Here is a 21464-nt window from a genome sequence, read left to right on the forward strand (position 1 = left end):
TCCTTTAAGATGAGCAGCTTTCGCATTCGTCATATTCCCCCTGACTAGAGGTAGATCGCGTATAGTAAGTTGTTTTCAGCCCCTGCTTCCAGGCATCTACATGTAAGGCAAGCAATTCCTTTGCTTTAACCGTGTTGCGAACATACATATTGAACGAGATCGACTGGTCCACATATCTCTGACGAACCGCATTTTGCTTAATACTCGTATGCTGATTAATATCATAGGCCGACTTGTAATACCAATAGGTTTCCTTATTTAAATCCGGCGCCGTTACAGGGATTTTATAATCTTTCTTCTCCTCGGAATAAAACTTTTTAAAAATAGGATCGATGCTGGCAGTGCTCCCTGCAATAATCGAAGTGCTTGAGTTTGGCGCAACTGCCATCAAATAGCCATTACGCATACCATTTTCCGCTACGTCTTGCTGCAACTGCTTCCAGTTCCAACTTGCATCTTGATCAAACGACCGTTTAATAAAAAATTCCCCTGTCTCCCAGTCGGACCCTTTAAAATAAGGGTAGCTGCCTTTTTCACGAGCAAGCTCACTGCTGGCTTGAATGGTATAAAATGCAATCGCTTCATACACTTCTTTCGTATAATCTACCGCTTCATCCGATTCCCAGGCGATCTTTTTCCGGGCAAGCAGGTGGGCCCATCCAAACGTGCCAAGACCAATGCCGCGATAGGACTGATTTGTCAGTTGTGCCTGCTTTACTGGAATGGAATTTTGATTGATGACATTATCAAGCATCCGTACCTGGATCGGAATCAACCGTGGCAGAACTCCAGCTGGGACAGCGCGTCCTAAATTCACACTGGATAAGTTACAGACGACAAAATCTCCCGGGTTTTGCACAGTAATGATTTTCCCAGCCTCTACATACTGTTCCTCTTGTACGGTAGGACTCTGATTTTGCATAATTTCCGTACATAAATTGCTGCAATACACCATCCCTTTATGGCTGTTCGGGTTCATGCGATTGACCTCATCACGGTAAAACATGTACGGAGTGCCTGTCTCCAGCTGGCCGATCATAATTCGCTTCATAATTTCAATCGCGGGTACCGACTCTTTGGACAAATCAGGATGCTCGACACAAGCCCAATATCGATCACGGAACGATCCGCTGCCACGCTGCTCATCGTAATAATCTTCCAGCGAAAATCCCATCACAGAACGAACTTCATGCGGATCAAACAAATACCAATCCTCGCGATTCTCAACGGCTTCCATAAACACATCAGGAATGGAGACTCCCGTAAACAAATCATGCGTTCGCTGCCGCTCATCCCCGTTGTTCAATCGACTGTCGAGAAACGGAAAGATATCCTTATGCCAAACGTCAAGGTACACCGCGACAGCCCCTTGACGCTGACCAAGTTGATCCACACTGACAGCCGTATTATTAAGCTGCTTCATCCATGGAAGCACGCCTGATGAAACACCCTTAAACCCTCGAATATCACTGCCACGGCTGCGAATTTTCCCTAGATAAACACCAATACCTCCGCCGTGCTTACTCAAATTCGCCACATCCGTATTGGTGTCGTAGATCGACTGCAAACTATCATCGACCGTATCAATAAAACAAGAGCTCAACTGGCCATAACGCTTGCCCGCATTTGCTAGAGTAGGTGTGGCTACTGTCATATAGAGGTTACTCAACGCCCAATAGGATTCCTTCACCCACTCTAAACGCTTGGAATGATCCTCCTCTGCCATCAACGTCATCGCGATAATCATGAATCGCTCCTGAGGAAGTTCAAACACTTCACCAGCCTTTGATTTCGCCAAATAACGGTCGCCAAGCGTTTTTAATCCGATATAAGTAAATAAACGATCACGCTCAGGAACAATGGCCGCCTCAAGTTCATCGATTTCCTGTTTCGAATAATAGTTAAATAGACTAGAACTATAAATTTCTTCATCCCTTAATATCTCGATTAAATGATGAAATCCTGCGTAACGCTCGCTCTGCGTACGATTACGAACAGATTCCTCATACATCATCTCGAGCTGAATTCGCGCAGCCAAATACGTCCAGTCCGGCTCCATTTCATTGATTTCAGCTAAACACTCCAAGACCAATGCCTTACCCTGCTCCTTACGCTTCATTTGGTCCAGGTTCATATCAGGAAGCTTGTCCAATAACCGCTGCACATCCAGTGATGGAAAGTTATCCTTCTGCTCTACTAACCAAGCCTTCCAGTCCAATGTAAACACTGCTGTCATACTAACCACTCCTTTTAAATAACTTTTGAAAAAGGTGATGTGAGAGACCCTGATCTGAAGGGGTACGCCACATCACATGAAGTCTGTCTGCATAATTGACCATAAAAAAATCCGCTCATTCAATTGAGCGGATGAAACCATGAAATGAAAGAGGATATTCTAAAAGAGAGTGGAGTCCCCGATTCATTCCATCGCTTCATCTTCTCAATCCCCGAAGAAGTTGAAACTTTCTCGCGTAGGAAGACAGGTCTCCTGACTCACGCCCATTTCTACTACGGTCCCTTCCCGTGCACGTATGCACAGTGGGTTTTTTCCGTTTCGAGAGCGATGACAGTTGCGGGGGCAGTTCCGGATTCGAACCGGATTCCCTATTAAGCCTAGTGGCATCTTCTCCACGCAATACTATATGTAGTGTTTTATTAGTTGGTGTTTAGCTTATATTGTGTTTTAATCATAACGAAGATTGTAGAACTCTGCAACAGTTTTTCATTGATTAGGAATATATTACCTGTTGCAAAGGAATCGAAAAATAATTGTAGAATTACTATTATAGGGAACGGAGCCAAAAGGAGGCAAACACGATGACTTCATTTAACTGGCATCAGGAAGCTGAAAAGCAGTGGGATGATAGAGTAGAGTTTTGGAATGCAAACAGTAAGAATATGTGGGAAGAGGGAAGCAGGAAAACGATTATCCCCTTTTTAAAAAAGCATGTAGGAACAGGAAGTAAAGTAGCCGATCTAGGGTGCGGAGACGGATATGGATCTTATAAACTTGAGAAAGCAGGTTATGCTGTTACTGGACTGGATATCTCACAAGATATGATTGATCGTGCGAAGGCACGCTTGGAACACAAGCGGCTTCAGTTCGTACAAGGAGATCTTGCTCGTCTTCCTTTTGAAATAGAAAGCTTTGATGCGATTATGGCTATAAATAGCCTGGAATGGACAGAAGTACCTTACAAGGGCCTCGAGGAAATGAAACGGATCCTCAAACCGGGCGGACAATTATGCATCGGCATTCTTGGCCCAACCGCGATGCCAAGAATGAACAGTTACCGGCGGATCTACGGAGAAGAAGTGATATGTAACACGATGATGCCATGGGAGCTCAGGCAAATGGCTGAGGAAACAGGTTGGAAGCTTATTGATGAACATGGAGTATACAAACGTGAAGTAGAGAAAGAGGATGTGTCCCATTTTCCTGTCGAACTGCAGCAGGCACTCACGTTCATGTGGGTCTTTTTGTTTGAGAAAAAGTAAGCTTGTCGCTAGGAAAAGAAAATAGGTAGGCCGATTACGCAGCGTGGTTAACCTTAATATATAACAGGTTAACCACGCTGCGTTGGTGCTTACGTTCCCCTTTTTTAGGAACTAAATTCACAGAAAATAGGCTGGAAAGAAGACTTTCTTTTCTAGGCGGGTTTATTCGTTGACATGTGACACTGTGTCATATATAGTAGTTCTTGTTCCTAAGTGACATGGTGTCACTTTTATTTAGATTGGGGGGAGAGATAATGCCCAAACAGACGTTTTATAATTTAAAAGGGGAAAAGAGGCAAGCTCTACTAGATGCAGCAAAAAAAGAATTTTCAAGAGTCTCATTTTACGATGCCTCTATTTCTAATATCGTGAAAACGGCCAAGATTCCAAGAGGAAGTTTTTATCAATATTTTGAAGATAAAGAGGACATCTTTTTTTATTTGTTAAATGAAGATGCGAAAAGAAGACATGAGCATTTTATTACGTTTCTAAAGAAATATGATGGAGATATATTTGCTACGATGATTGCGATATTTCAAGTTTCCCTCGAGTATTCTCAAGATCAAGGTAAAAATGATTTTATAAGAAATGCCTTTTTGAATATGAATTATAAAATTGAAAATACATTTGCTAAGTTTCTTACGGATGAAACAGTTAATAATAGGTATGAAGAAATCTTTCAATTAGTAAGTACTAAAAAGTTAAATGTTTCAAGTGAAGAGGAATTATTTCATCTTCTCGAAATTATCGTAGCCGTGACTTTTCATAATCTTGTGCAAAGCTATGCAAAAGAGTTACCTATTGAGAAAGCTATCGAAAACTATACAGCTGAATTAAATTTACTTAAAAAAGGACTTTTAAGGTAATTCTAACTAATAAACACTAATACACGTTCATGCATTTTAAATCTGGTTTCCGGATTTTAATCATATGGAAAGAAGGAATAACATGGGTAACAAAAACGATCAGGCACAAGGTGAGACTGTAAATAAGGTCCCCCTTATGCTTGTCTTAATTTCAGGGGCATTTGCTGCTATATTAAATCAGACGCTTCTAGCTACGGCCTTACCACACATTATGGCTGATTTGCATCTTGAGGCAAATACAGCCCAGTGGTTAACGTCTATTTTTATGTTGGTGAATGGGATCATGATTCCAATTACGGCTTTTTTAATTGGCCGTTTTACAACGAGAGCTTTGTTTTTATCCGCAATGGGGATGTTCGCGATGGGTACATTAATTTGTGCGATAGCACCGAGCTTTTCTTTATTAATGGTGGGGAGAGTTATACAGGCCGCAGGTGCCGGGATTATCATGCCATTGATGCAAACTATACTCTTTCTCATTTTCCCAATTGAAAAACGGGGAACAGCGATGGGAATGTTTGGTTTGGTAATTGCTTTTGCCCCGGCTATTGGCCCAACTTTGTCAGGTTGGCTTGTTGAACAGTTTCCGTGGAGAAGTTTATTTTACGTTATTTTACCAATCGTTATCGTTGATTTCATTCTCGCTTATATCCTTCTGAAAAATGTGACAGAACGCACATTTCCTAAGCTTGATATTCTGTCCATCATTTTATCTTCGCTTGGATTTGGCGGACTGTTATATGGATTTAGTTCTGCCGGAAGCAGTGGATGGGATAGTCAGCAGGTTATCATCTCGATGGTTGTTGGTGCTCTTGCTCTCACATGGTTTATCCTTCGACAAATGAAATTAAAACAACCGATTCTTGAATTCAGGGTATTTCAGTATAAAATGTTTACGTTAACTACGGCCCTTGGGATGGTTGTATTTATTGCTATGATCGGGGCTGCGACAGTACTGCCATTGCTGATGCAAAATATGCTTGGTTTTACAGCTTTTGAGTCAGGACTGGCACTCTTGCCGGGTGCGTTACTAATGGGGGTTATGAACCCGGTCACTGGCCGGTTGTTTGATAAGTTTGGAGCCAAGTGGCTTGCGATTATTGGTTTATCCATCTTGACGATTACAACCTTCATGTTTACAAATATGAGTGCAGAGACAACATTCTCCTATATAGCTATTGTTAATGCGGTAAGAATGCTGGGTGTAGCAATGGTTATGATGCCTGTGACGACTGCTGGGTTAAATCAGCTTCCACAGCACTTAATCCCTCATGGGACAGCCATGAATAATACTATGCGCCAAGTTTCTGGTGCAGTTGGGACGGCTTTACTCGTTACAGTGATGGTAAATAATACGCTTCCTGAACAAGGTGTAAACGGTCTGGTACACGGCGTGAATGTTTCATTCATCGTAGCAGGTATTACAGCTATTGTTGGACTAGTATTGTCCTTCTTTATTAAACGGTCGCACCCAGATCAAGATGACCCTGACCAAATCAGGTCCCAGGCCAATAATCGAGCCGCTACAGAAAGTTAATCAAGTATGAGCAAAACGACCACTTCTCCTATGAGGTGGTCGTTTTTATTCTAAGCCTCATAAGCTACCTCAATATAATAGGACAAGCACCCCTCACATATAATGGATTAGTTATTGCAAGTGGGGAGAGATTACATGCAAATTCATGTCGTGGCGCGTGGTGATACACTGTGGCGTATAGCACAGTTTTATGGCTCAAACATTAACCAAATTATATTAGCTAACCAACTTGAGAACCCTAATGTGCTTGTGGCAGGGCAGGCTCTGGTTGTTCCGAATCCTGACCGTGAATATGTAGTCCAGGCTGGAGATAATTTATGGTCTATTGCTCAAATGTATGGCGTTACCGTCAACGAACTTGCTGAGTTTAACAATATCACGAACCCCTCACTTATTTATGTGGGGGAACTGATTGAACTTCCTTTTTTTCCGCATATCGTTCAGCTTGGAGAAACCTTATGGGGCATCGCGCAAAGTTATGGAGTCACGGTCAATCAAATATCTCAAGCAAATAATCTTCCGAATCCATCGTTAATTTATCCGGGAACTACTTTAATAGTCCCTGCTGCAAGGGGACCAGTTACAGAAGTGAATGCATACACTACCCAGCTAAATCAGCAAGGTGCTCAGGAAGTGCTGGCACTAGGAGCAAACCTTACGTACCTTTCACCTTTTATGTACGCTATCCAGGAGGATGGAAGTATCACAGAAATGGGAGATCAGCCTATTTTAGAAGCGGCTCATGCAGTCAATGCCGCCCCGCTTCTTGTCTTAACGAACTTCTCAGGAGGGAGCTTTAGTTCGGACTTAGCTGCTGCCATCTTGAGGAATCCTGATCTGCAAGAGACGTTAATTACTAACCTCCTGGAACTCATCAATGCGAAAGGGTATGCGGGCATCAACATTGATTTTGAATACGTCTATCCAGAAGACAGAGAAAACTATAACAACTTCCTTCGGCGGGTTGTCGAACGTTTTCGTCCTGAAGATTTACTTGTTTCTACGGCTCTTGCCCCAAAGGATAGTGCAGATCAACAAGGGCTGCTTTATGAGGCACATGATTATCAAGCACACGGAGAAATCGTCGACTTTGTTGTGCTTATGACCTATGAATGGGGGTGGGCTGGTGGAAGACCATGGGCGATTGCCCCGATAAACGAAGTCCGTGAAGTTCTCGATTATGCTGTAACGGTCATTCCTCGTGACAAAATTCTTATGGGAATGCCCCTTTATGGCCGAGACTGGGAGATACCCTGGGAAGAGGGGACGACGGCGCGTACGATCAGCCCTAAAGAAGCCGTACAACTGGCAGCAAGATATGGAGTAGTGATCCAGTATAATGAATTGTACCAGTCGCCATTTTTTCGCTATGTAGATGAAACAGGACAACAACATGAGGTTTGGTTTGAAGATGCCCGCAGCGTACAAGTCAAATATGACACAATCAAGAATTATCGCCTCAGAGGGGCTAGTTTCTGGGTGCTTGGAAACCCATTTCCTCAAAACTGGGCTGTATTGCAAAATAATTTTCAAATAAGAAAACTATAGCAACTAAATGTTGCTTCACTTGAGGGACGCGGTTTAAAGATAACCGCGTCTGTTTATCTTAGTTTATAAAATTAAAACAGTGATAATTAAGATAAGACCGATAAGACCAGTGAACAGTAAAGAGTTCTTACGTGACGTGCTCGCTTCTTGAATCTCTGCCCAGTTAGCCGGTTTAATGCCACTGAGCCAAAATACTAATATAGCTGACAGCAGGATAGCGTTGATATTGATAACGAGGAGTAAAAAAGGCATGATTGCGCCGTTCCAATGAGCAGCACCAAGCATCATACCAAGTACAACAGCGGGAGGTAATACAGCTAATGAAACCATGACTCCAACCAGCTGGCCCTGGGACCGTTTCACGAAGGATAAAGACCCGGCAGCTCCAGCTGATACAGCTACAATAAGGTCGATCAGATGAACATTTGTCTGAGAGATAAATTCATTGCTGGTTAACGGCAATGGGAAAAGGTATCCAAATGACGCGGCGATTGCGATAGGGATGAACAGACCGAATAATGCCGTCGTAATCGATTGACGGACAAGTTTTCCTTCACCTAGCACGGACGCAAATGAAATCCCGATAATGGGTCTGATCGACGGGTCGATAATATTGGCACCTATCACTAAGGCTGGTCTGTTCTGGAATACACCGACAGCAGCTACAAGGGCAGCAAATATGGTAAACCAGGAAAAACTAAAGTCAATTTTACTTGAGGAATCGACGATGGAGTATAATTCGTGTTTACTGGCTCTTTCAAATTGCTCCTGATCATCGTCAGGAGTGTTTTTCTCGTTGTATTTACTAGGGATATACGCTTTTATCGAATATAGCATGGCATCAAATTCATTATGTTCATCATAAGCCGCTTTTTCTAAGTAGTTCAAAATCTCTTCGGAATCTTCCTTCTCCACGAGAATCTGAATGTGGAGCTTTTGATCTTCTTGATGGGAAATCCAGTGAGATACAAATGAAAATTTTTCTAACAGTTCATCCTTGTAGTTGAACTGTTCAGGTGCATATATTTCGATTAATTGCAGCTCCATGTCATAATCCCTCAATGTCTCAGTTGTGACTATCGTAACTATTATTGTAACCGGAGCTGGGCTTTATCATTCTGTTAGTTAAGGCGTGTTAAAGGTTAAATTGGCAAAAAATAAACTCAGAACCCTTGTAAGGAGTATTCTGAGTCCAAATTGATAACTTATTCAAACATCACTGTGCTGTGTACCTTACTTTGTATCTTCCTGCATGAATAGCCTGAAAAACACCCTTAGCGAATTTTTAAATTCAGCGTTCTCCCTGTGTTGACTGCCTATCTTTTCGCAGTGCTTTGTAGAGGGAGTAAATCATGAGCAGCATGATGACTGAGAATGGGAAGGCTGCTGAGATTAACGCGTTTTGCAAGGCTTGAAGTCCTCCTGTATAGAGTAGAACAGCCGCTATTAAGGACTGGGCAATTCCCCAGACGAACTTAACGGTTTTGGGCGGATCCAGCGCGCCATTTGTCGTTTGCATTCCTAATACAAAGGTGGCGGAATCTGCGGATGTGATAAAAAAGTTCCGATGAGCATAATCGCCAGGATTGATAAGATGACACTGAATGGGAATTGATCAAAGACTCCGAATAAGGCTTGTTCATCAGGAAGACTGGCAATGTCTGCCCCTTCGTTTTGCACCTGAATTCCTGTTATGCCAAACGTCGTCATCCAGAGAAAGCTGACGACAGAAGGAACAATAAGAACTCCAGAGAGAAATTCCCGTATCGTTCGGCCTTTGGATATCCTCGCAATGAAAATCCCGACAAAGGGAGCCCAGGCTATCCACCAGGCCCAAAAGAAGACCGTCCAGTCTAATACCCATTGTTGTTCTTCTTCATGATTTGGGGAGATGCGCAAACTCTCAGCCGGAAGCTGTTGAATGTACATTCCAAGTGTATCTGTAAATGAATTCAAAATATAAAGTGTCGGACCAATAAATAACATGGCAAAAAATAAAATAGCTGCCAGAGCCATGTTGGCATTACTTAAATACTTAATCCCTTTACTGAGACCTGTGTAAGCAGACATCATAAATAATGCAGTGACTACAATGATGATAACGAGCTGGACCCAAAATTGGTTTTCGATGCCAAGCAGGTACGTGAAGCCGCCATTGATTTGTGTTGCTCCAAATCCAAGCGTCGTGGCTACCCCCACAATCGTAGCGAAGACGGCAATAATATCGATTGTCTTCCCCCATGGACCGGCCATCTTATCTCCAAAAAGGGGTTCAAGGGTAGCGCTGATTAAACCAGGTTTTCCGTGTCTGAATTTAAAATAGGCGAGTACTAAAGCGACGACAGCATAGATCGCCCACGCGTGAATGCCATAATGAAAGAAGGTTATACGCATGGCATCCTCAAGCGCTACCCGAGTACCTGGCTCGGCCGTTGGAGGGGTCTTCATATAATGGGAGATTGGCGAGGCAACACCGTAAAAAACAAGACCAATTCCCATGCCCGCACTAAAGAGCATGGCAAACCAGGTGGAATAGCTGAAATCTGGCTTGTCCTCTGGCTTACCAAGCTTGATTTTTCCATACGGACTGAAGATCATATACAAACAGAACACGACAAACAAGGAAACAATTAATAAATAATACCAGCCAAAGTGGACGGATATGTAGATTTGAATAGTACCTGATATACGTTCAAAGCTCTCAGGCGCTAAGGAACCCCACACGGAGGCAGCAAGCGTTATAGATAATGTGATCCAAAATACAGAAGTTGTTTTATTCATAGTCTACTCCTTCCCGTCACCGTTCTCCTCTGAAAAAGAGTTATCCTGATGTAGTATTTCTGAACTGATTGTTTCTATACTATAGGGCAGAAAGAAAATCACTTAAGATATTATCCATTCTGGCAGGATAGAACTTCCTTCATTGATCAAAACTAGTGCTAGGTAATCAAGAGAGAAGGGAGGGATGCTGGTATGAATGAAGCGGTTTTCGATGTGGTCATAATAGGCGGAGGACCAGGGGGATTAAGTGCCGCTCTTGTATTAGGGCGCTCTTGTAGAAACGTGGTCATTATAGATAAAGGAACCCCGCGCAATGATGTTACACTTGAAGCTCATGGTCTTTTAACAAGGGATGGGATCAAGCCTCAGAAACTTCGCCAGATTGCCCGGCAGCAGTTGAGGGCCTATCGCAATGTAACGTGTTTTAATGATGAAGTGATACAAGTAGAAAAACATACTAAACAGTTTATTGTTACAACCCGTCTGGGGGATGCTTTTAAAGCAAGAAGGTTGATTGTAGCAACAGGAATGATCGATGAGTTACCAGCTATACCTGGTTTTAGGGAGGTGTATGGCAGGTCCGTTTTCCCCTGCCCTTATTGTGATGGATGGGAGCGTAAGGGTGAACCTCTCGCAGTGTTTGGAAATGAAGAGAAAGTTGTTAATTTTACAAAATTGCTCTATAACTGGAGCAAGGATCTTATTTTATTTACGAATGGAGCGGCACAGTTTGATGGGAAATTCAAGCAAGAATTGACAGACCATCATATTCGTATAGTAGAAACACCCGTTGTAAAGTTACAATCTAATGAGGGTAAATTAGAGAAGGTATTGACGGAAACAGGACAGACATTTTTTAGAACGGGCGGTTTTCTTTTAAATACCAGAGAAAAGCAAGCTTTCGACCTTTCTGAACAATTAGACATCCATATCAATGAACGGGGCGGCTATGAATCAGACGATCATGGACTGACAAACGTAGAAGGATTGTATGTGATTGGTGATGCCAAGAACTCATTTGTGGGGTTAGCTGGTGCTGCAGGAGAGGGGTATGAAGCAGGAGTGGTGATCAATCATGAACTGTCGATGGAAGATTGGGAGTAAGAAGAACTTTAAACCGGGTAAAGACCTGGATTAAAGGAGGGACAGGACGGCCCCTCCTTTCCTGACTAGATGAATATGCGAAGGCGTCTGGAAGTGTGAATGTTTTCGTATATTGGTATAGACAACTATATATTTAAATGATAAAGTGGATCTATGAAGCGTTTTCATATTATTTATCCGATAAAGGGGTGGAGATACATGTTGAACTTTTTACAGCGAATTGGTAAATCATTAATGTTTCCAATAGCTACTTTGCCAGCGGCGGCATTACTTGTGCGTCTTGGTATGGAGGATATGCTGGATATTCCCTTTGTAACAGCAGCGGGGAATGGGATCCTTACAAACCTGTCGTTAATATTTGCGATTGGTATTGCTATGGGATTTGCGAAGGATGGAAGCGGGGCGGCTGCTCTTGCTGGTGCCGTCGGTGTTTTAGTACTCGAAGGCGGGATTGGAGCGATTAACGAAAATATTAATATGGGAGTATTTTCAGGAATTGTTTCCGGGGTAATCGCCGGGATGCTATATAATCGTTTCTATGACGTTAAATTTCCAGAATTTCTGTCATTCTTTGGTGGAAAAAGGTTCGTTCCGATCATTACTTCACTAGTAATGGTCGCGCTCTCCTTTGTATTTGGTTATTTATGGGTTTATCCGCAAAATGTGCTTGATGCCACAGCTAACTGGATTTTAAATGCAGGAGAACTGGGTGTAGGTGTATATGGCGTTCTGAACCGTTTATTAATTCCAGTAGGCTTACACCATGTAATGAATACATTAATTTGGTTTGACTTTGGTACATTTACGACTGAATCAGGGGAAGTTGTTCGGGGAGAAATTAACCGATTCTTAAATGGCGACCCTGAAGCGGGGCACTTCCTTGCAGGGTTTTTCCCGGTTATGATGTTTGGTCTTCCAGCTGCTTGTCTGGCCATGTATGCAGCAGCTAAGAAGCATCGTAAAGCAGCTGTAGGAGGCATGTTATTAAGTATTGCTTTGACCTCTTTCCTTACAGGTGTGACAGAGCCGATTGAATTTACATTTATGTTCCTATCACCCCTTCTTTACGTTGTGCATGCTATATTAACCGCTGTTTCCATGGTTGCTGCTTTTATGCTGGATGTTCGTCACGGCTTTGGTTTTTCAGCAGGTCTGATTGATTATCTTCTAAATTACAGTATTGCTGAGAATCCGCTCATGCTGATTCTTATCGGAGTCGTTCTGGGTGCTGTGTATTTTGTTGTCTTCTACTTCTTGATTGTTAAACTCGATTTGAAAACTCCTGGTAGAGAAGATGAGGAGGAAGATCTCGTAGAAGAAACACAGGAAGTTGGACAGCCTAATAAGCCAGCAAACGATTATGATGCAAAAGCTTATCAGTACCTTGAAGCACTCGGGGGCTCTGAGAATATTAAATCATTGGATTATTGTACGACTCGATTGCGCCTGCAAATGTCTGACCGTGAAAAAGTGAATGAAGCGGCATTAAGGCGTTACGGGGCACGCGGTGTAATGAAAGTTGGAAAGCAGAATCTGCAAGTTATCGTAGGAACAACTGTCGAATTTCTGGCAGATGCCATGAGAAAGCGGATGGACCAGAGGTACGAGGCTCCACCAGAAACTGATTTCAAGGAAGATGAACAGAGCGATAAATCATACAATAGCCGCGAACTATCGGCTGAGGATTTTGTGCTGCCAAATGAAGGTACGGTCATGCCGCTTGAAGACGTTCCCGATGAAGTATTTGCACAACAGATGATGGGGCCAGGATTCGCCATCGATCCCGAGAAGGACACTTTTACTTCACCTGTTAACGGAAAGGTTGTCCAAGTATTCCCTACTAAACATGCAATTGGACTTGAAGCCGACGATGGGATGGAAATCCTCATTCACATTGGACTGGATACCGTTCAGCTTAAGGGTGAAGGGTTTGAAACTCTCGTTGAAGCTAATCAGACAGTCAAACAGGGGGACCCGCTAATACGTGTGGATCTCGACTTTGTGAAAAGAAAAGCTCCTTCTGTTGTAACTCCAATTATTTTCACAAATCTGGAAAATGAAACAGTAACTCTTCACCAAACTGGGAGGCATTCTCAAGGTGAGACAGGCATTGTTACTGTTCAATAATAGTAGGGAGAAGTTGATCACTTCTCCCTCCACTAGTAAGAAAGGGGTGAAATCATGGCTGAAACCATTGAATTTAGAAATGTAACGATAGTGACGGAAACTGAAACGATGAGATCTGCATGCCTGCAGGTTCGCAATGGAAAGATATATGCCATATCTGAATATAATATAGGCGGGGCCGATATTGTTATCGACGGTCAGGGTGAAAAGTGGACGCTCGTGCCTGGTTTCATCGATGTTCACATACATGGTGCCGATGGCCATGATGTAATGGATGCATCTCACAAGGCTCTCGCTGGCATGGCTTCCCGTTTGCCTGAAGAAGGTACGACTAGCTTCCTGGCGACAACGATGACTCAGTCGAAAGACCATATTTCCCGTGCTGTTCAAACAGTCGGAACTTATATCAAACAACAGAAGGTGAACAGCGAGGCCGAAGTACTCGGAATACACCTAGAAGGGCCGTTTATTTCACAAGAAAAAGCAGGCGCCCAGCCATTGGGACACATTTGCTTGCCCTCTATTGAGCAATTTGATCAATGGCAGGAAGAAAGTGATCACAACATTCGACTTGTTACACTAGCTCCTGAGGTGTCAAACGGCATGGAGTTTATAAAGCATGTAAGTGAGACTGGAGTTGTGGCATCAATTGGCCATAGTCAGGCTACTTACGATCAAGTTACAGAAGCTGTGCGTTCAGGCGCCCGTCATATCACTCATTTATACAATCAAATGAGCGGTCTGCATCACCGCGAACCGGGAGTCGTCGGGGCGGCTTTTTTAAATAAAGACCTTATGGTAGAAATGATTGTGGACTATGTCCATTCTCGTCCTGAGATGGTCCAGCTCGCTTACGAGCATACCCAGGCTGACCGTACCATTTTAATCACCGATGCGATGAGGGCTAAGTGTCTTCCTGAGGGAACCTATGAGCTTGGCGGGCAGAGTGTAAATGTTGAAGGAAATGAAGCTCGTCTAGCCGACGGCACATTGGCCGGGAGCATCTTGACGTTACAACAAGCTGTATCTAACATGAGCCAAAACACCAACATAACTATAGAGGAACTCACACGCATCACGTCTACGAACGCAGCTACCCAGTTAGGAATTGAAGGCCGTAAGGGAAGTATTGCAGCAGGAAAAGATGCCGATTTAGTACTTTTAAATGAAGAATACGGTGTCGTAATGACAGTATGCCGTGGAGTGATCGCTCACGACCGCAGGGAGGATACACCATGAATATCATCGTCACAAAGGATTATAAAGAGCTAAGCAAGAAAGCTTGTGAGTATATTGAAGAACAAGTAAAAGGAAAGCCGAATTCTGTCCTGGGTTTAGCAACGGGGAGCACGCCGCTTGGCACATACCAGGAGTTAGAAGAAGGATATAGAAGTGGATCTGCCGACTATCAGGACGTTTATTCACTAAACCTGGACGAGTATGTCGGATTGGACAAAATCGACCCTCAAAGCTATCATTTTTTTATGAACAAACATCTGTTTCACTCGATTAATATCGACCCTGACCACACTTATATTCCGAATGGGAAAGCAAGTGACCTTGCTTACGAATGTGAACGATATGAACAATTAATCGAGGAAATAGGACCACCGGATCTACAATTGCTAGGTATTGGTCAGAATGGACATATCGGCTTTAATGAACCTGGTACTTCTTTTGATAGTGAAACACATATTATTGATCTATCTGCCTCAACAAGAGAGGCCAATGCGAGATTTTTCAACTCAATTGAAGAGGTACCTCACCAGGCAGTTACAATGGGGATCAAGTCCATTTTAAAAAGTAAAAAGATCGTGCTTCTTGCTTCAGGAGAGGAAAAGGCTGAAGCTATCAAGCGTCTGCTTAGAGGGGAACAGGATGAATCTTTTCCTGCCTCTGCCTTGAATAAACATGATCATGTGACTTTAATTGTGGATGAACCAGCTTATAAACAAGCAAAGCTTTGAGAGGAGTCCGAATTCTATGATAGATAAGCAGTCACCATTGCCGATTTATTATCAAATTGAGGAAGATATAAAACAGCGAATAGCTGATGATGATTATCGGTCAGGGGACATGATCCCGTCTGAACGGGAGCTTTCTGAGACGTATGATGTGAGCCGGATGACAGTGAGACAAGCGGTTACTAATATGGTGAATGAAGGAGTCCTGTTTAGGGAAAAAGGACGAGGCACCTTTGTTGCCGATCAAAAAATTGAGCAGCCTCTTCAAGGGATGACGAGTTTCACAGAGGATATGAGATCAAGAGGAATGGAAGCAAGCAGCAGGCTATTGCAGTTTGAGAGGGTAGCAGCCCCGTTTGATGTATTGCGAAAATTGCAGCTCCATGAAGAGGCTGAAGTTTACAAAATTGAGCGGATTCGCTATGCAGATCAGAGGCCGATGGCGATTGAAACGACATTTATTCCTGCAGCTATGTTTCCTGGTCTCGATGAACGAGTTGTTCAAGGGTCGCTGTACGATTATATTGAAAAATCGAAACAAAAGAGGATCGGCAAAGCAAGTCAAATGATTGAAGCAACTATAGCTGATGAACAACAATCGTCCTTGTTAGAGGTACCGGCAGCATCGGCTATCTTGCATATCGAACGGAATAGCTCGTTAACGGATGGAACTCCCTTTGAAGTAGTGAAGTCATCTTATCGCGCAGATCGCTACAAATTCATTAGTGATATTTACCGAGCTTAAGGAGAGGGTATTGATGAACTATTTGGTAAAGGTAGCTGAACAGCTCAAGAATCTTGAACTCTCGACTCACTGTCAACTGACCACGATTAGTCAAACGGTGGCTGAGTATCTTAAGCAGGGACAGATTATTCACTTGTTTGGCTGCGGTCATTCCAGCCTGATTGCTCAAGAACCTTATTACAGGGCAGGAGGCCTTGTGCCTGTTCGTCCCATTTTGATCGAATCTCTTATGTTACATCAGGGCGCACTTCAATCCAGCGTGAACGAAAAAACAGTCGATTACGTCCACGATTCGCTGGCCAATGAAGACATTCGCGAAGGGGATATATTGATTGTGATCTCGACTTCTGGCCGTAATCCTGCTCCCATTGATGTTGCCATGTTCGGGCAGGAGCGGGGTGCTTACGTCATCGGGTTAATGTCAAGGGAATATACACAATCTCAACCTGCGCGACACCCTTCAGGGAAAAGGCTGGAGGAGGTCGTCAATGTCGTAATTGATACACAGGTGCCTGTCGGTGATGCAGTTTTAGAAAAAGAAGGAATTGCTCAGGCGTTTGCCCCAGCATCTTCGGTCATTGGTACAGTGCTTATCCAAGATCTTTTTGCAAAGACAATTGTAAGCCTTAAAGAATTGGGAGTAGACCCGCCAATTTTTCAAAGTGGCAACATCGATGGCTCCGAACAACATAACAAAACCCTGGTAGAAAAATATAAAGACAGAATACAATTTTAACATCCTTTTTCTGGGAGACCTGAGGTGGTATTTATACCCACTTTAGGTAATTACACCCTTAGCATGTATTCAGAGGAAGTGATCCTTGAGATGTTTCGGGTCAATTTAGAAGGAAGTTCAGCTCTTGAGTAAAACAGAATTTCGATCTTTTCAAAAGGACAATCGATTAGCAGAGATTCAGAAACAATGATCAAGAACTCTAAATGACAAAAAATAGATGACCTGAGGTGGGTGTTTTTTCCACCTCGGGTCATCCATTTTATTCCATATCACTCGCTTTGGATACTCCAAAGAAATTGTGCGATAGCCTGATCGACTTTAATATATTCGTGCAGACCCGAGTGGGTAGCGGTCTGGCTGAAAAAAGTACGTTCCTGATAATTTACTGGCGCGATAATGCGACTGAGACCCAGTGCACTTTGTTTACTGACAAGACCGTCCCATTGCTTAGCAGGGGGCGCCTCCTGGTTAATGACACCCGCGATCGCTAATGCTTGGACCTTTGAGTTAATGTTTTCTTTATTTTTGATCATATTTGTTAATGCATGTGAATCAGCTTTTAAATCAACCGTAGCTGCTCCTGTATTCGCAGCAAAGTAACTCTCTTGATCAATGCCTAAGAAAGGGCTGCCAATCGCAATCAACTTATTCACTGAAGGAAAACTCCCTTGTTGATTACTTAACAGAAAATTCGTTGCAGCAAGGCCTCCCATAGAGTGGCCGACAAGGTTAACTTGATCAATACCATAATTCTCTTTTAAGGTGTGCAGCACTTTTTTTAACCAAAACGTCTGATTCTCTAAACTGGCTCGGTCATTTTTAAACAGAATCTGAATGAATGGATTCATCGTGTGGGGAATGTTCCCGCGAATCTGTACTGAACCTGATGAAGACACGTGAATCACCATTTGCTTAGAGCCCCAATTATTACCTTCAAAACGCTGGAGCATTGTATTGAATGACCCAGGCCCGCCTTTAAAACCATGAATAAATAGGGTTGGAATGGTTGAGTCAGTTTGCTCAGAACGTGTAGGTGAGGAGTTCATAAAGAAGATGGAACTGCCTAGTAGAAAGAACAGAATGGGGATAAGAATGTATTTTCTTCTTTCGTTATAAATATGACTGCGCATGATCTTCCTCCTGGTTGCATTCTTGCTTAAGTATAACATATTCTCGTTGTTTATATTACATTTTCATTACAAATATTACAAATGTAATAAAAGTAAAAGACCAGTTCCGTTACAGGAACTGATCTTTATTATCTCCTCAATTTTTGTAATAAACGCAGTATCTCAATATAGAGCCACACAAGTGTAATCATCAGTCCGAAGGCACCATACCATTCCATATGTTTAGGTGCTCCTTTATCAACGCCTTTTTCAATGAAGTCAAAATCCAGCACTAGGTTTAAGGCAGCTACCGCGACAATTACCAGACTAATCCCAATTCCGATTGGTCCACTCGAATGCAAGTAAGGGACACTGGTCTGGAAAAAGATATTCATGATGAAATTAACAATATAGACGATAAAGATCGCAAGCGTAGCCGATATCACCATTAATCTGAAGTTCTTCGTTACTTTTATGATTCCTGTTGCATAGAGAAACAGGAGCGCGCCCATAACAGCAAAGGTTAGAGAAGCTGCTTGAATCACAACCCCCGGATAGTTTGCTTCTGCAAACGAAGAAATTCCTCCAATGAAAAAACCTTCAAGTGCTGCATAAATGGGTGCAGTAATAGGTGCAGCTTTTGGAATGAAAATCGTGATCAGGGCAAAAATCAGCCCGCCAATAGCACCGATGATCATCATGAGATTGACGTTTACCCCTTGAGAATATTGGTACCACGTGTAAAGGGCTGAACCGAGTAAAAAAAGAAACAAAAAGAAAGTTTTGGATACGGTTCCGCCGAGAGACATTGTCGCCCCAGGGCTGCTGGACCTTTGAAAGGTTTTATCCTTTAAAACGGGATTCCCACTTCGCATTTTCGTCACTCCTTTTCCTAAGTATAAATGTAAGATGGGGGTAGAATAAAGGAGGAGCATTTACAGGACCTAGTTATGAATGTTTACTTTTCTGCCCTTGAAGGAAAATGACTTATACATTTCCCAATTGGAAAGGAGAATATCATTGAATCAGCAAGCGCTTAAAGAAAAGATTTTTGATATTATGGAGCACCACCAAGTTGGTACGCTCGCAACAGTTAAAGACGGTAAGCCGTATTCAAGGTTTATGACCTTTTCAAATGACGATGAATTTACCTTCTTCACCCCTACGAATAAAGAAACTCATAAAGCAGAGGAAATTGAGTCAAATCCCAATGTCTACATTTTAATTGGGTACGAGGGTGAAGGAAATGGGGACGCATACCTGGAAGTGGAAGGGCAGGCCAAAATCCGTGACGATCAGGATATAAAAGATCGATTGTGGAATGACAGAATGAAACGGTGGTTTTCTGGAAAAGATGACCCTGAATATATCGTGCTGGAAATTTACCCAGAGAGCATTCAGTTAATGAATACAGGAACTGACACACCTGAAAAATTAGAACTATAATAGAGGAGCTGCCAGGTAACAGCTGGCAGCTCCTCTTTCAATGATGCAATGCATGGTTAATCATTTGCTGCAACACGTTAATGACATGTTCATCATCGTGAGAATAATAAATCGTCGTTCCTTCCCTGCGGTATTTAACGAGTCGCAAGTTCTTAAGAAACCGAAGCTGGTGCGAGACAGTCGATTGCCGTAGTCCGAGGGTTTCTGAGATATCATTAACTGCATATTCCTTTTCAAAAAGGAGGTTTAAAATTCGAATGCGGGTGGGGTCAGACAGAGCTTTAAACGTTTGACTGACGATAAACAGCGTTTCTTCATCCAAGTCTCTCATATAAAAAGAATCATCCATGCTGAAACCCTCCTTTATCCTGTTCGTGCATAGAACAGTACTCATCTTCATACTCAATTTCAATCGTAATATGGTCCAGGTGAATCGTATTAATAATCGATTTCACCTGCTCCTTGATTGTACAGACCTCTTCCTTAGAAGCAGAAGAAGGGACCACAATATGGGTGGAAAAAGCATGATGTTCGCCGTCTAGTGACCATAGGTGAGTATGGTGTGTAGACTCGACATGACGGAGTTCATTCATTTCATTCACAACACTGTCCAGGTCAACATCTTCGGGGACTCCTTCCAGAAATAGCCGCATCGTTTTGAGCAAATTTAAAACAACATTATATAAAATATATAGCGTGATTGCGATGGAAGCAATCGGATCAAGAATCGGTAAATCAGTGAAAGCCATGACAATACTGACAATAAGTACTGCTACCCACCCTAGAACGTCCTCAAGCAGGTGCAGTGACATGACTTTCTGGTTCATTGATTCACCGCCGCGCAGCCGAAATGCCGCTGCTCCATTCACGATAATTCCCAATACAGCGAAAGCTATCATTCCGCCTGCATGCGGTTGTTCGGGATCCATAAGTCTCGGTATCGCCTCTGTTAAAATAAATACCGATCCTACGATTAACACAATGCTATTAATAAGTGCAGCCAGAAGAGAGAAGCGTTTATAGCCAAAAGAAAAATTATGGTTTTTCCCTTTTTTTGAAAACTTTTGGAGAAACCAGGCTAAACCTAATGATAGCGAGTCGCCTAAATCGTGTAATGCATCTGAAAGGATGGCCATACTGTTGGTCAAAATTCCGCCGACAATCTCCAGGATTGTAAATCCCAGGTTGAGAAAGAAGGCTAATTTAATATTTCCGGTAGTATGGTCGTGATGATGGTGATGGTGTCCCATACTGAATCCCTCCTTTACCTCAATATATGTTTATATGTTCATATATACAATACTACTGGACATCTAAAAAGGTGTCAACTTGTGTTGACTCTTTTTAACTATACCCACTTTAAGCTTTTTCACTAGCTGAGGGTAATGGTTGATTATCCAAATTTTCCTCAATGGGGCTCATTAGAATAAAATGGTTTGAGTTATATTCTTTATGCGAGTAAAGAGTTTTTGTATAGTAAAAGTATCTTGTATAGAGGAGAATGATTATGAAGTGGATTCAGAAGAGGTTTGACCAGCTGACAACTCAAGAATTATATAAGATTTTAGAGTTGAGAACGGAAGTATTTGTTGTCGAACAAAATTGTCCGTACAAAGAGGTAGACGGACTTGATGACGAATGTGTACATATTTGGCTTGAAGATAAAGGCGAAATGATTGCTTATTGTCGAATCGTTCCTCCGCAAGCAAGTGGAGATTATCATGCAATTGGCCGTGTGCTTGTTGTGAAGCAGCAGCGCGGCAAAGGGTATGCAAAAGATCTTATGAATAAAGCGATTGAGACGTTAAAGCAAAGTGACAATATTGAGGGGATTTCCCTGCATGGTCAGGAATATTTACGCCATTTTTATGGATCGTTTGGCTTTAAAGAAGTAACAGAAGTTTACCTGGAAGATAACATTCCACATGTTGATATGGTCATGAAGCTGTAACAAATGGTTCATGTTTGAAGACAAGTATGAGGTGGAAAATATACTCTGTGAC

General features: G+C 42.6%; 18 protein-coding genes, 1 pseudogene and 1 riboswitch. Of the genes and pseudogenes, 12 read left to right on the forward strand and 7 right to left on the reverse strand.

All coding sequences use genetic code 11. The annotated features are described in order from the left end of the window. Positions 1-4: 4 nt before the first annotated feature. On the reverse strand, positions 5-2236 hold the full coding sequence (locus P9989_RS01935) for a ribonucleoside-diphosphate reductase subunit alpha (RefSeq protein WP_283077162.1): 2232 nt from the start codon (positions 2234-2236) through the stop codon (positions 5-7). Positions 2237-2462: 226 nt separating this feature from the next. Next, positions 2463-2642: riboswitch (cobalamin riboswitch) on the reverse strand. A 175-nt stretch (positions 2643-2817) separates the two neighbouring features. On the opposite strand from P9989_RS01935, the gene P9989_RS01940 reads away from it, so the two are divergent. The 4 genes from P9989_RS01940 (at position 2818) to P9989_RS01955 (ending at position 7449) form a co-directional block, all read left to right on the forward strand. Further along, complete coding sequence (locus P9989_RS01940) at positions 2818-3498, forward strand: class I SAM-dependent methyltransferase (RefSeq protein WP_283077163.1); 681 nt, start codon at positions 2818-2820, stop codon at positions 3496-3498. Positions 3499-3752: 254 nt separating this feature from the next. Continuing rightward, positions 3753-4364: a TetR/AcrR family transcriptional regulator gene (locus P9989_RS01945; RefSeq protein WP_283077164.1), complete on the forward strand. Its 612-nt coding sequence runs from the start codon at positions 3753-3755 to the stop codon at positions 4362-4364. An 82-nt stretch (positions 4365-4446) separates the two neighbouring features. Beyond that, positions 4447-5901 carry a DHA2 family efflux MFS transporter permease subunit gene (locus P9989_RS01950; protein WP_283077165.1) on the forward strand — a complete coding sequence of 485 codons (1455 nt, stop codon included), beginning with the start codon at positions 4447-4449 and terminating at the stop codon, positions 5899-5901. 135 nt (positions 5902-6036) lie between these two features. Next, positions 6037-7449, forward strand: a complete 1413-nt coding sequence (locus P9989_RS01955; protein ID WP_283077166.1) for a glycoside hydrolase family 18 protein — start codon at positions 6037-6039, stop codon at positions 7447-7449. A 63-nt stretch (positions 7450-7512) separates the two neighbouring features. Here P9989_RS01955 and P9989_RS01960 read toward each other — a convergent pair whose 3' ends face one another. Both P9989_RS01960 and P9989_RS01965 read right to left on the reverse strand, forming a co-directional pair. After that, on the reverse strand, positions 7513-8496 hold the full coding sequence (locus P9989_RS01960) for a TIGR00341 family protein (RefSeq protein ID WP_283077167.1): 984 nt from the start codon (positions 8494-8496) through the stop codon (positions 7513-7515). 244 nt (positions 8497-8740) lie between these two features. After that, positions 8741-10230, reverse strand: a pseudogene (locus P9989_RS01965) (glycine betaine uptake BCCT transporter). Between the two features lie 192 nt (positions 10231-10422). Between P9989_RS01965 and P9989_RS01970 the strand changes: the two are divergent. The 6 genes from P9989_RS01970 to P9989_RS01995 all read left to right on the forward strand — a co-directional run bounded on the left by P9989_RS01970 (position 10423) and on the right by P9989_RS01995 (position 16906). Next, positions 10423-11334, forward strand: coding sequence for an NAD(P)/FAD-dependent oxidoreductase (locus P9989_RS01970; RefSeq protein WP_283077168.1), 912 nt, complete (start codon positions 10423-10425; stop codon positions 11332-11334). 198 nt (positions 11335-11532) lie between these two features. After that, on the forward strand, positions 11533-13461 hold the full coding sequence (nagE, locus tag P9989_RS01975; RefSeq protein WP_283077169.1) for an N-acetylglucosamine-specific PTS transporter subunit IIBC: 1929 nt from the start codon (positions 11533-11535) through the stop codon (positions 13459-13461). A gap of 54 nt (positions 13462-13515) precedes the next feature. Continuing rightward, on the forward strand, positions 13516-14700 hold the full coding sequence (gene nagA, locus P9989_RS01980) for an N-acetylglucosamine-6-phosphate deacetylase (RefSeq protein WP_283077170.1): 1185 nt from the start codon (positions 13516-13518) through the stop codon (positions 14698-14700). Continuing rightward, positions 14697-15428, forward strand: coding sequence for a glucosamine-6-phosphate deaminase (gene nagB / locus P9989_RS01985; protein ID WP_283077171.1), 732 nt, complete (start codon positions 14697-14699; stop codon positions 15426-15428). Before nagA ends, nagB begins: the two co-directional genes overlap by 4 nt. Before the next feature lie 16 nt (positions 15429-15444). Continuing rightward, positions 15445-16170: a phosphonate metabolism transcriptional regulator PhnF gene (phnF, locus tag P9989_RS01990; RefSeq protein WP_283077172.1), complete on the forward strand. Its 726-nt coding sequence runs from the start codon at positions 15445-15447 to the stop codon at positions 16168-16170. A 13-nt stretch (positions 16171-16183) separates the two neighbouring features. Beyond that, positions 16184-16906, forward strand: a complete 723-nt coding sequence (locus P9989_RS01995; protein ID WP_283077173.1) for an SIS domain-containing protein — start codon at positions 16184-16186, stop codon at positions 16904-16906. Positions 16907-17175: 269 nt separating this feature from the next. Here P9989_RS01995 and P9989_RS02000 read toward each other — a convergent pair whose 3' ends face one another. Then, positions 17176-18036: an alpha/beta fold hydrolase gene (locus tag P9989_RS02000; protein ID WP_283077174.1), complete on the reverse strand. Its 861-nt coding sequence runs from the start codon at positions 18034-18036 to the stop codon at positions 17176-17178. 128 nt (positions 18037-18164) lie between these two features. Then, a complete protein-coding gene (locus P9989_RS02005; RefSeq protein ID WP_283077175.1) occupies positions 18165-18890 on the reverse strand; it encodes a Bax inhibitor-1/YccA family protein in 726 nt (241 codons plus the stop codon). A 145-nt stretch (positions 18891-19035) separates the two neighbouring features. On the opposite strand from P9989_RS02005, the gene P9989_RS02010 reads away from it, so the two are divergent. Next, positions 19036-19461 carry a pyridoxamine 5'-phosphate oxidase family protein gene (locus P9989_RS02010; protein ID WP_283077176.1) on the forward strand — a complete coding sequence of 142 codons (426 nt, stop codon included), beginning with the start codon at positions 19036-19038 and terminating at the stop codon, positions 19459-19461. A gap of 37 nt (positions 19462-19498) precedes the next feature. Here P9989_RS02010 and P9989_RS02015 read toward each other — a convergent pair whose 3' ends face one another. Together P9989_RS02015 and P9989_RS02020 are read right to left on the reverse strand one after the other, a co-directional pair. Continuing rightward, the gene (locus P9989_RS02015; protein WP_283077177.1) at positions 19499-19810 is read right to left on the reverse strand and encodes an ArsR/SmtB family transcription factor; all 312 of its coding nucleotides are present in this window, start codon (positions 19808-19810) and stop codon (positions 19499-19501) included. Further along, on the reverse strand, positions 19803-20711 hold the full coding sequence (locus P9989_RS02020) for a cation diffusion facilitator family transporter (RefSeq protein ID WP_283077178.1): 909 nt from the start codon (positions 20709-20711) through the stop codon (positions 19803-19805). The genes P9989_RS02015 and P9989_RS02020 overlap by 8 nt, the downstream gene beginning before the upstream one ends. A 257-nt stretch (positions 20712-20968) precedes the next feature. On the opposite strand from P9989_RS02020, the gene P9989_RS02025 reads away from it, so the two are divergent. Then, on the forward strand, positions 20969-21412 hold the full coding sequence (locus P9989_RS02025; RefSeq protein WP_283077179.1) for a GNAT family N-acetyltransferase: 444 nt from the start codon (positions 20969-20971) through the stop codon (positions 21410-21412). Positions 21413-21464: the final 52 nt, after the last annotated feature.

Source organism: Halobacillus naozhouensis (assembly GCF_029714185.1).
GTDB lineage: Bacteria > Bacillota > Bacilli > Bacillales > Halobacillaceae > Halobacillus_A > Halobacillus_A naozhouensis.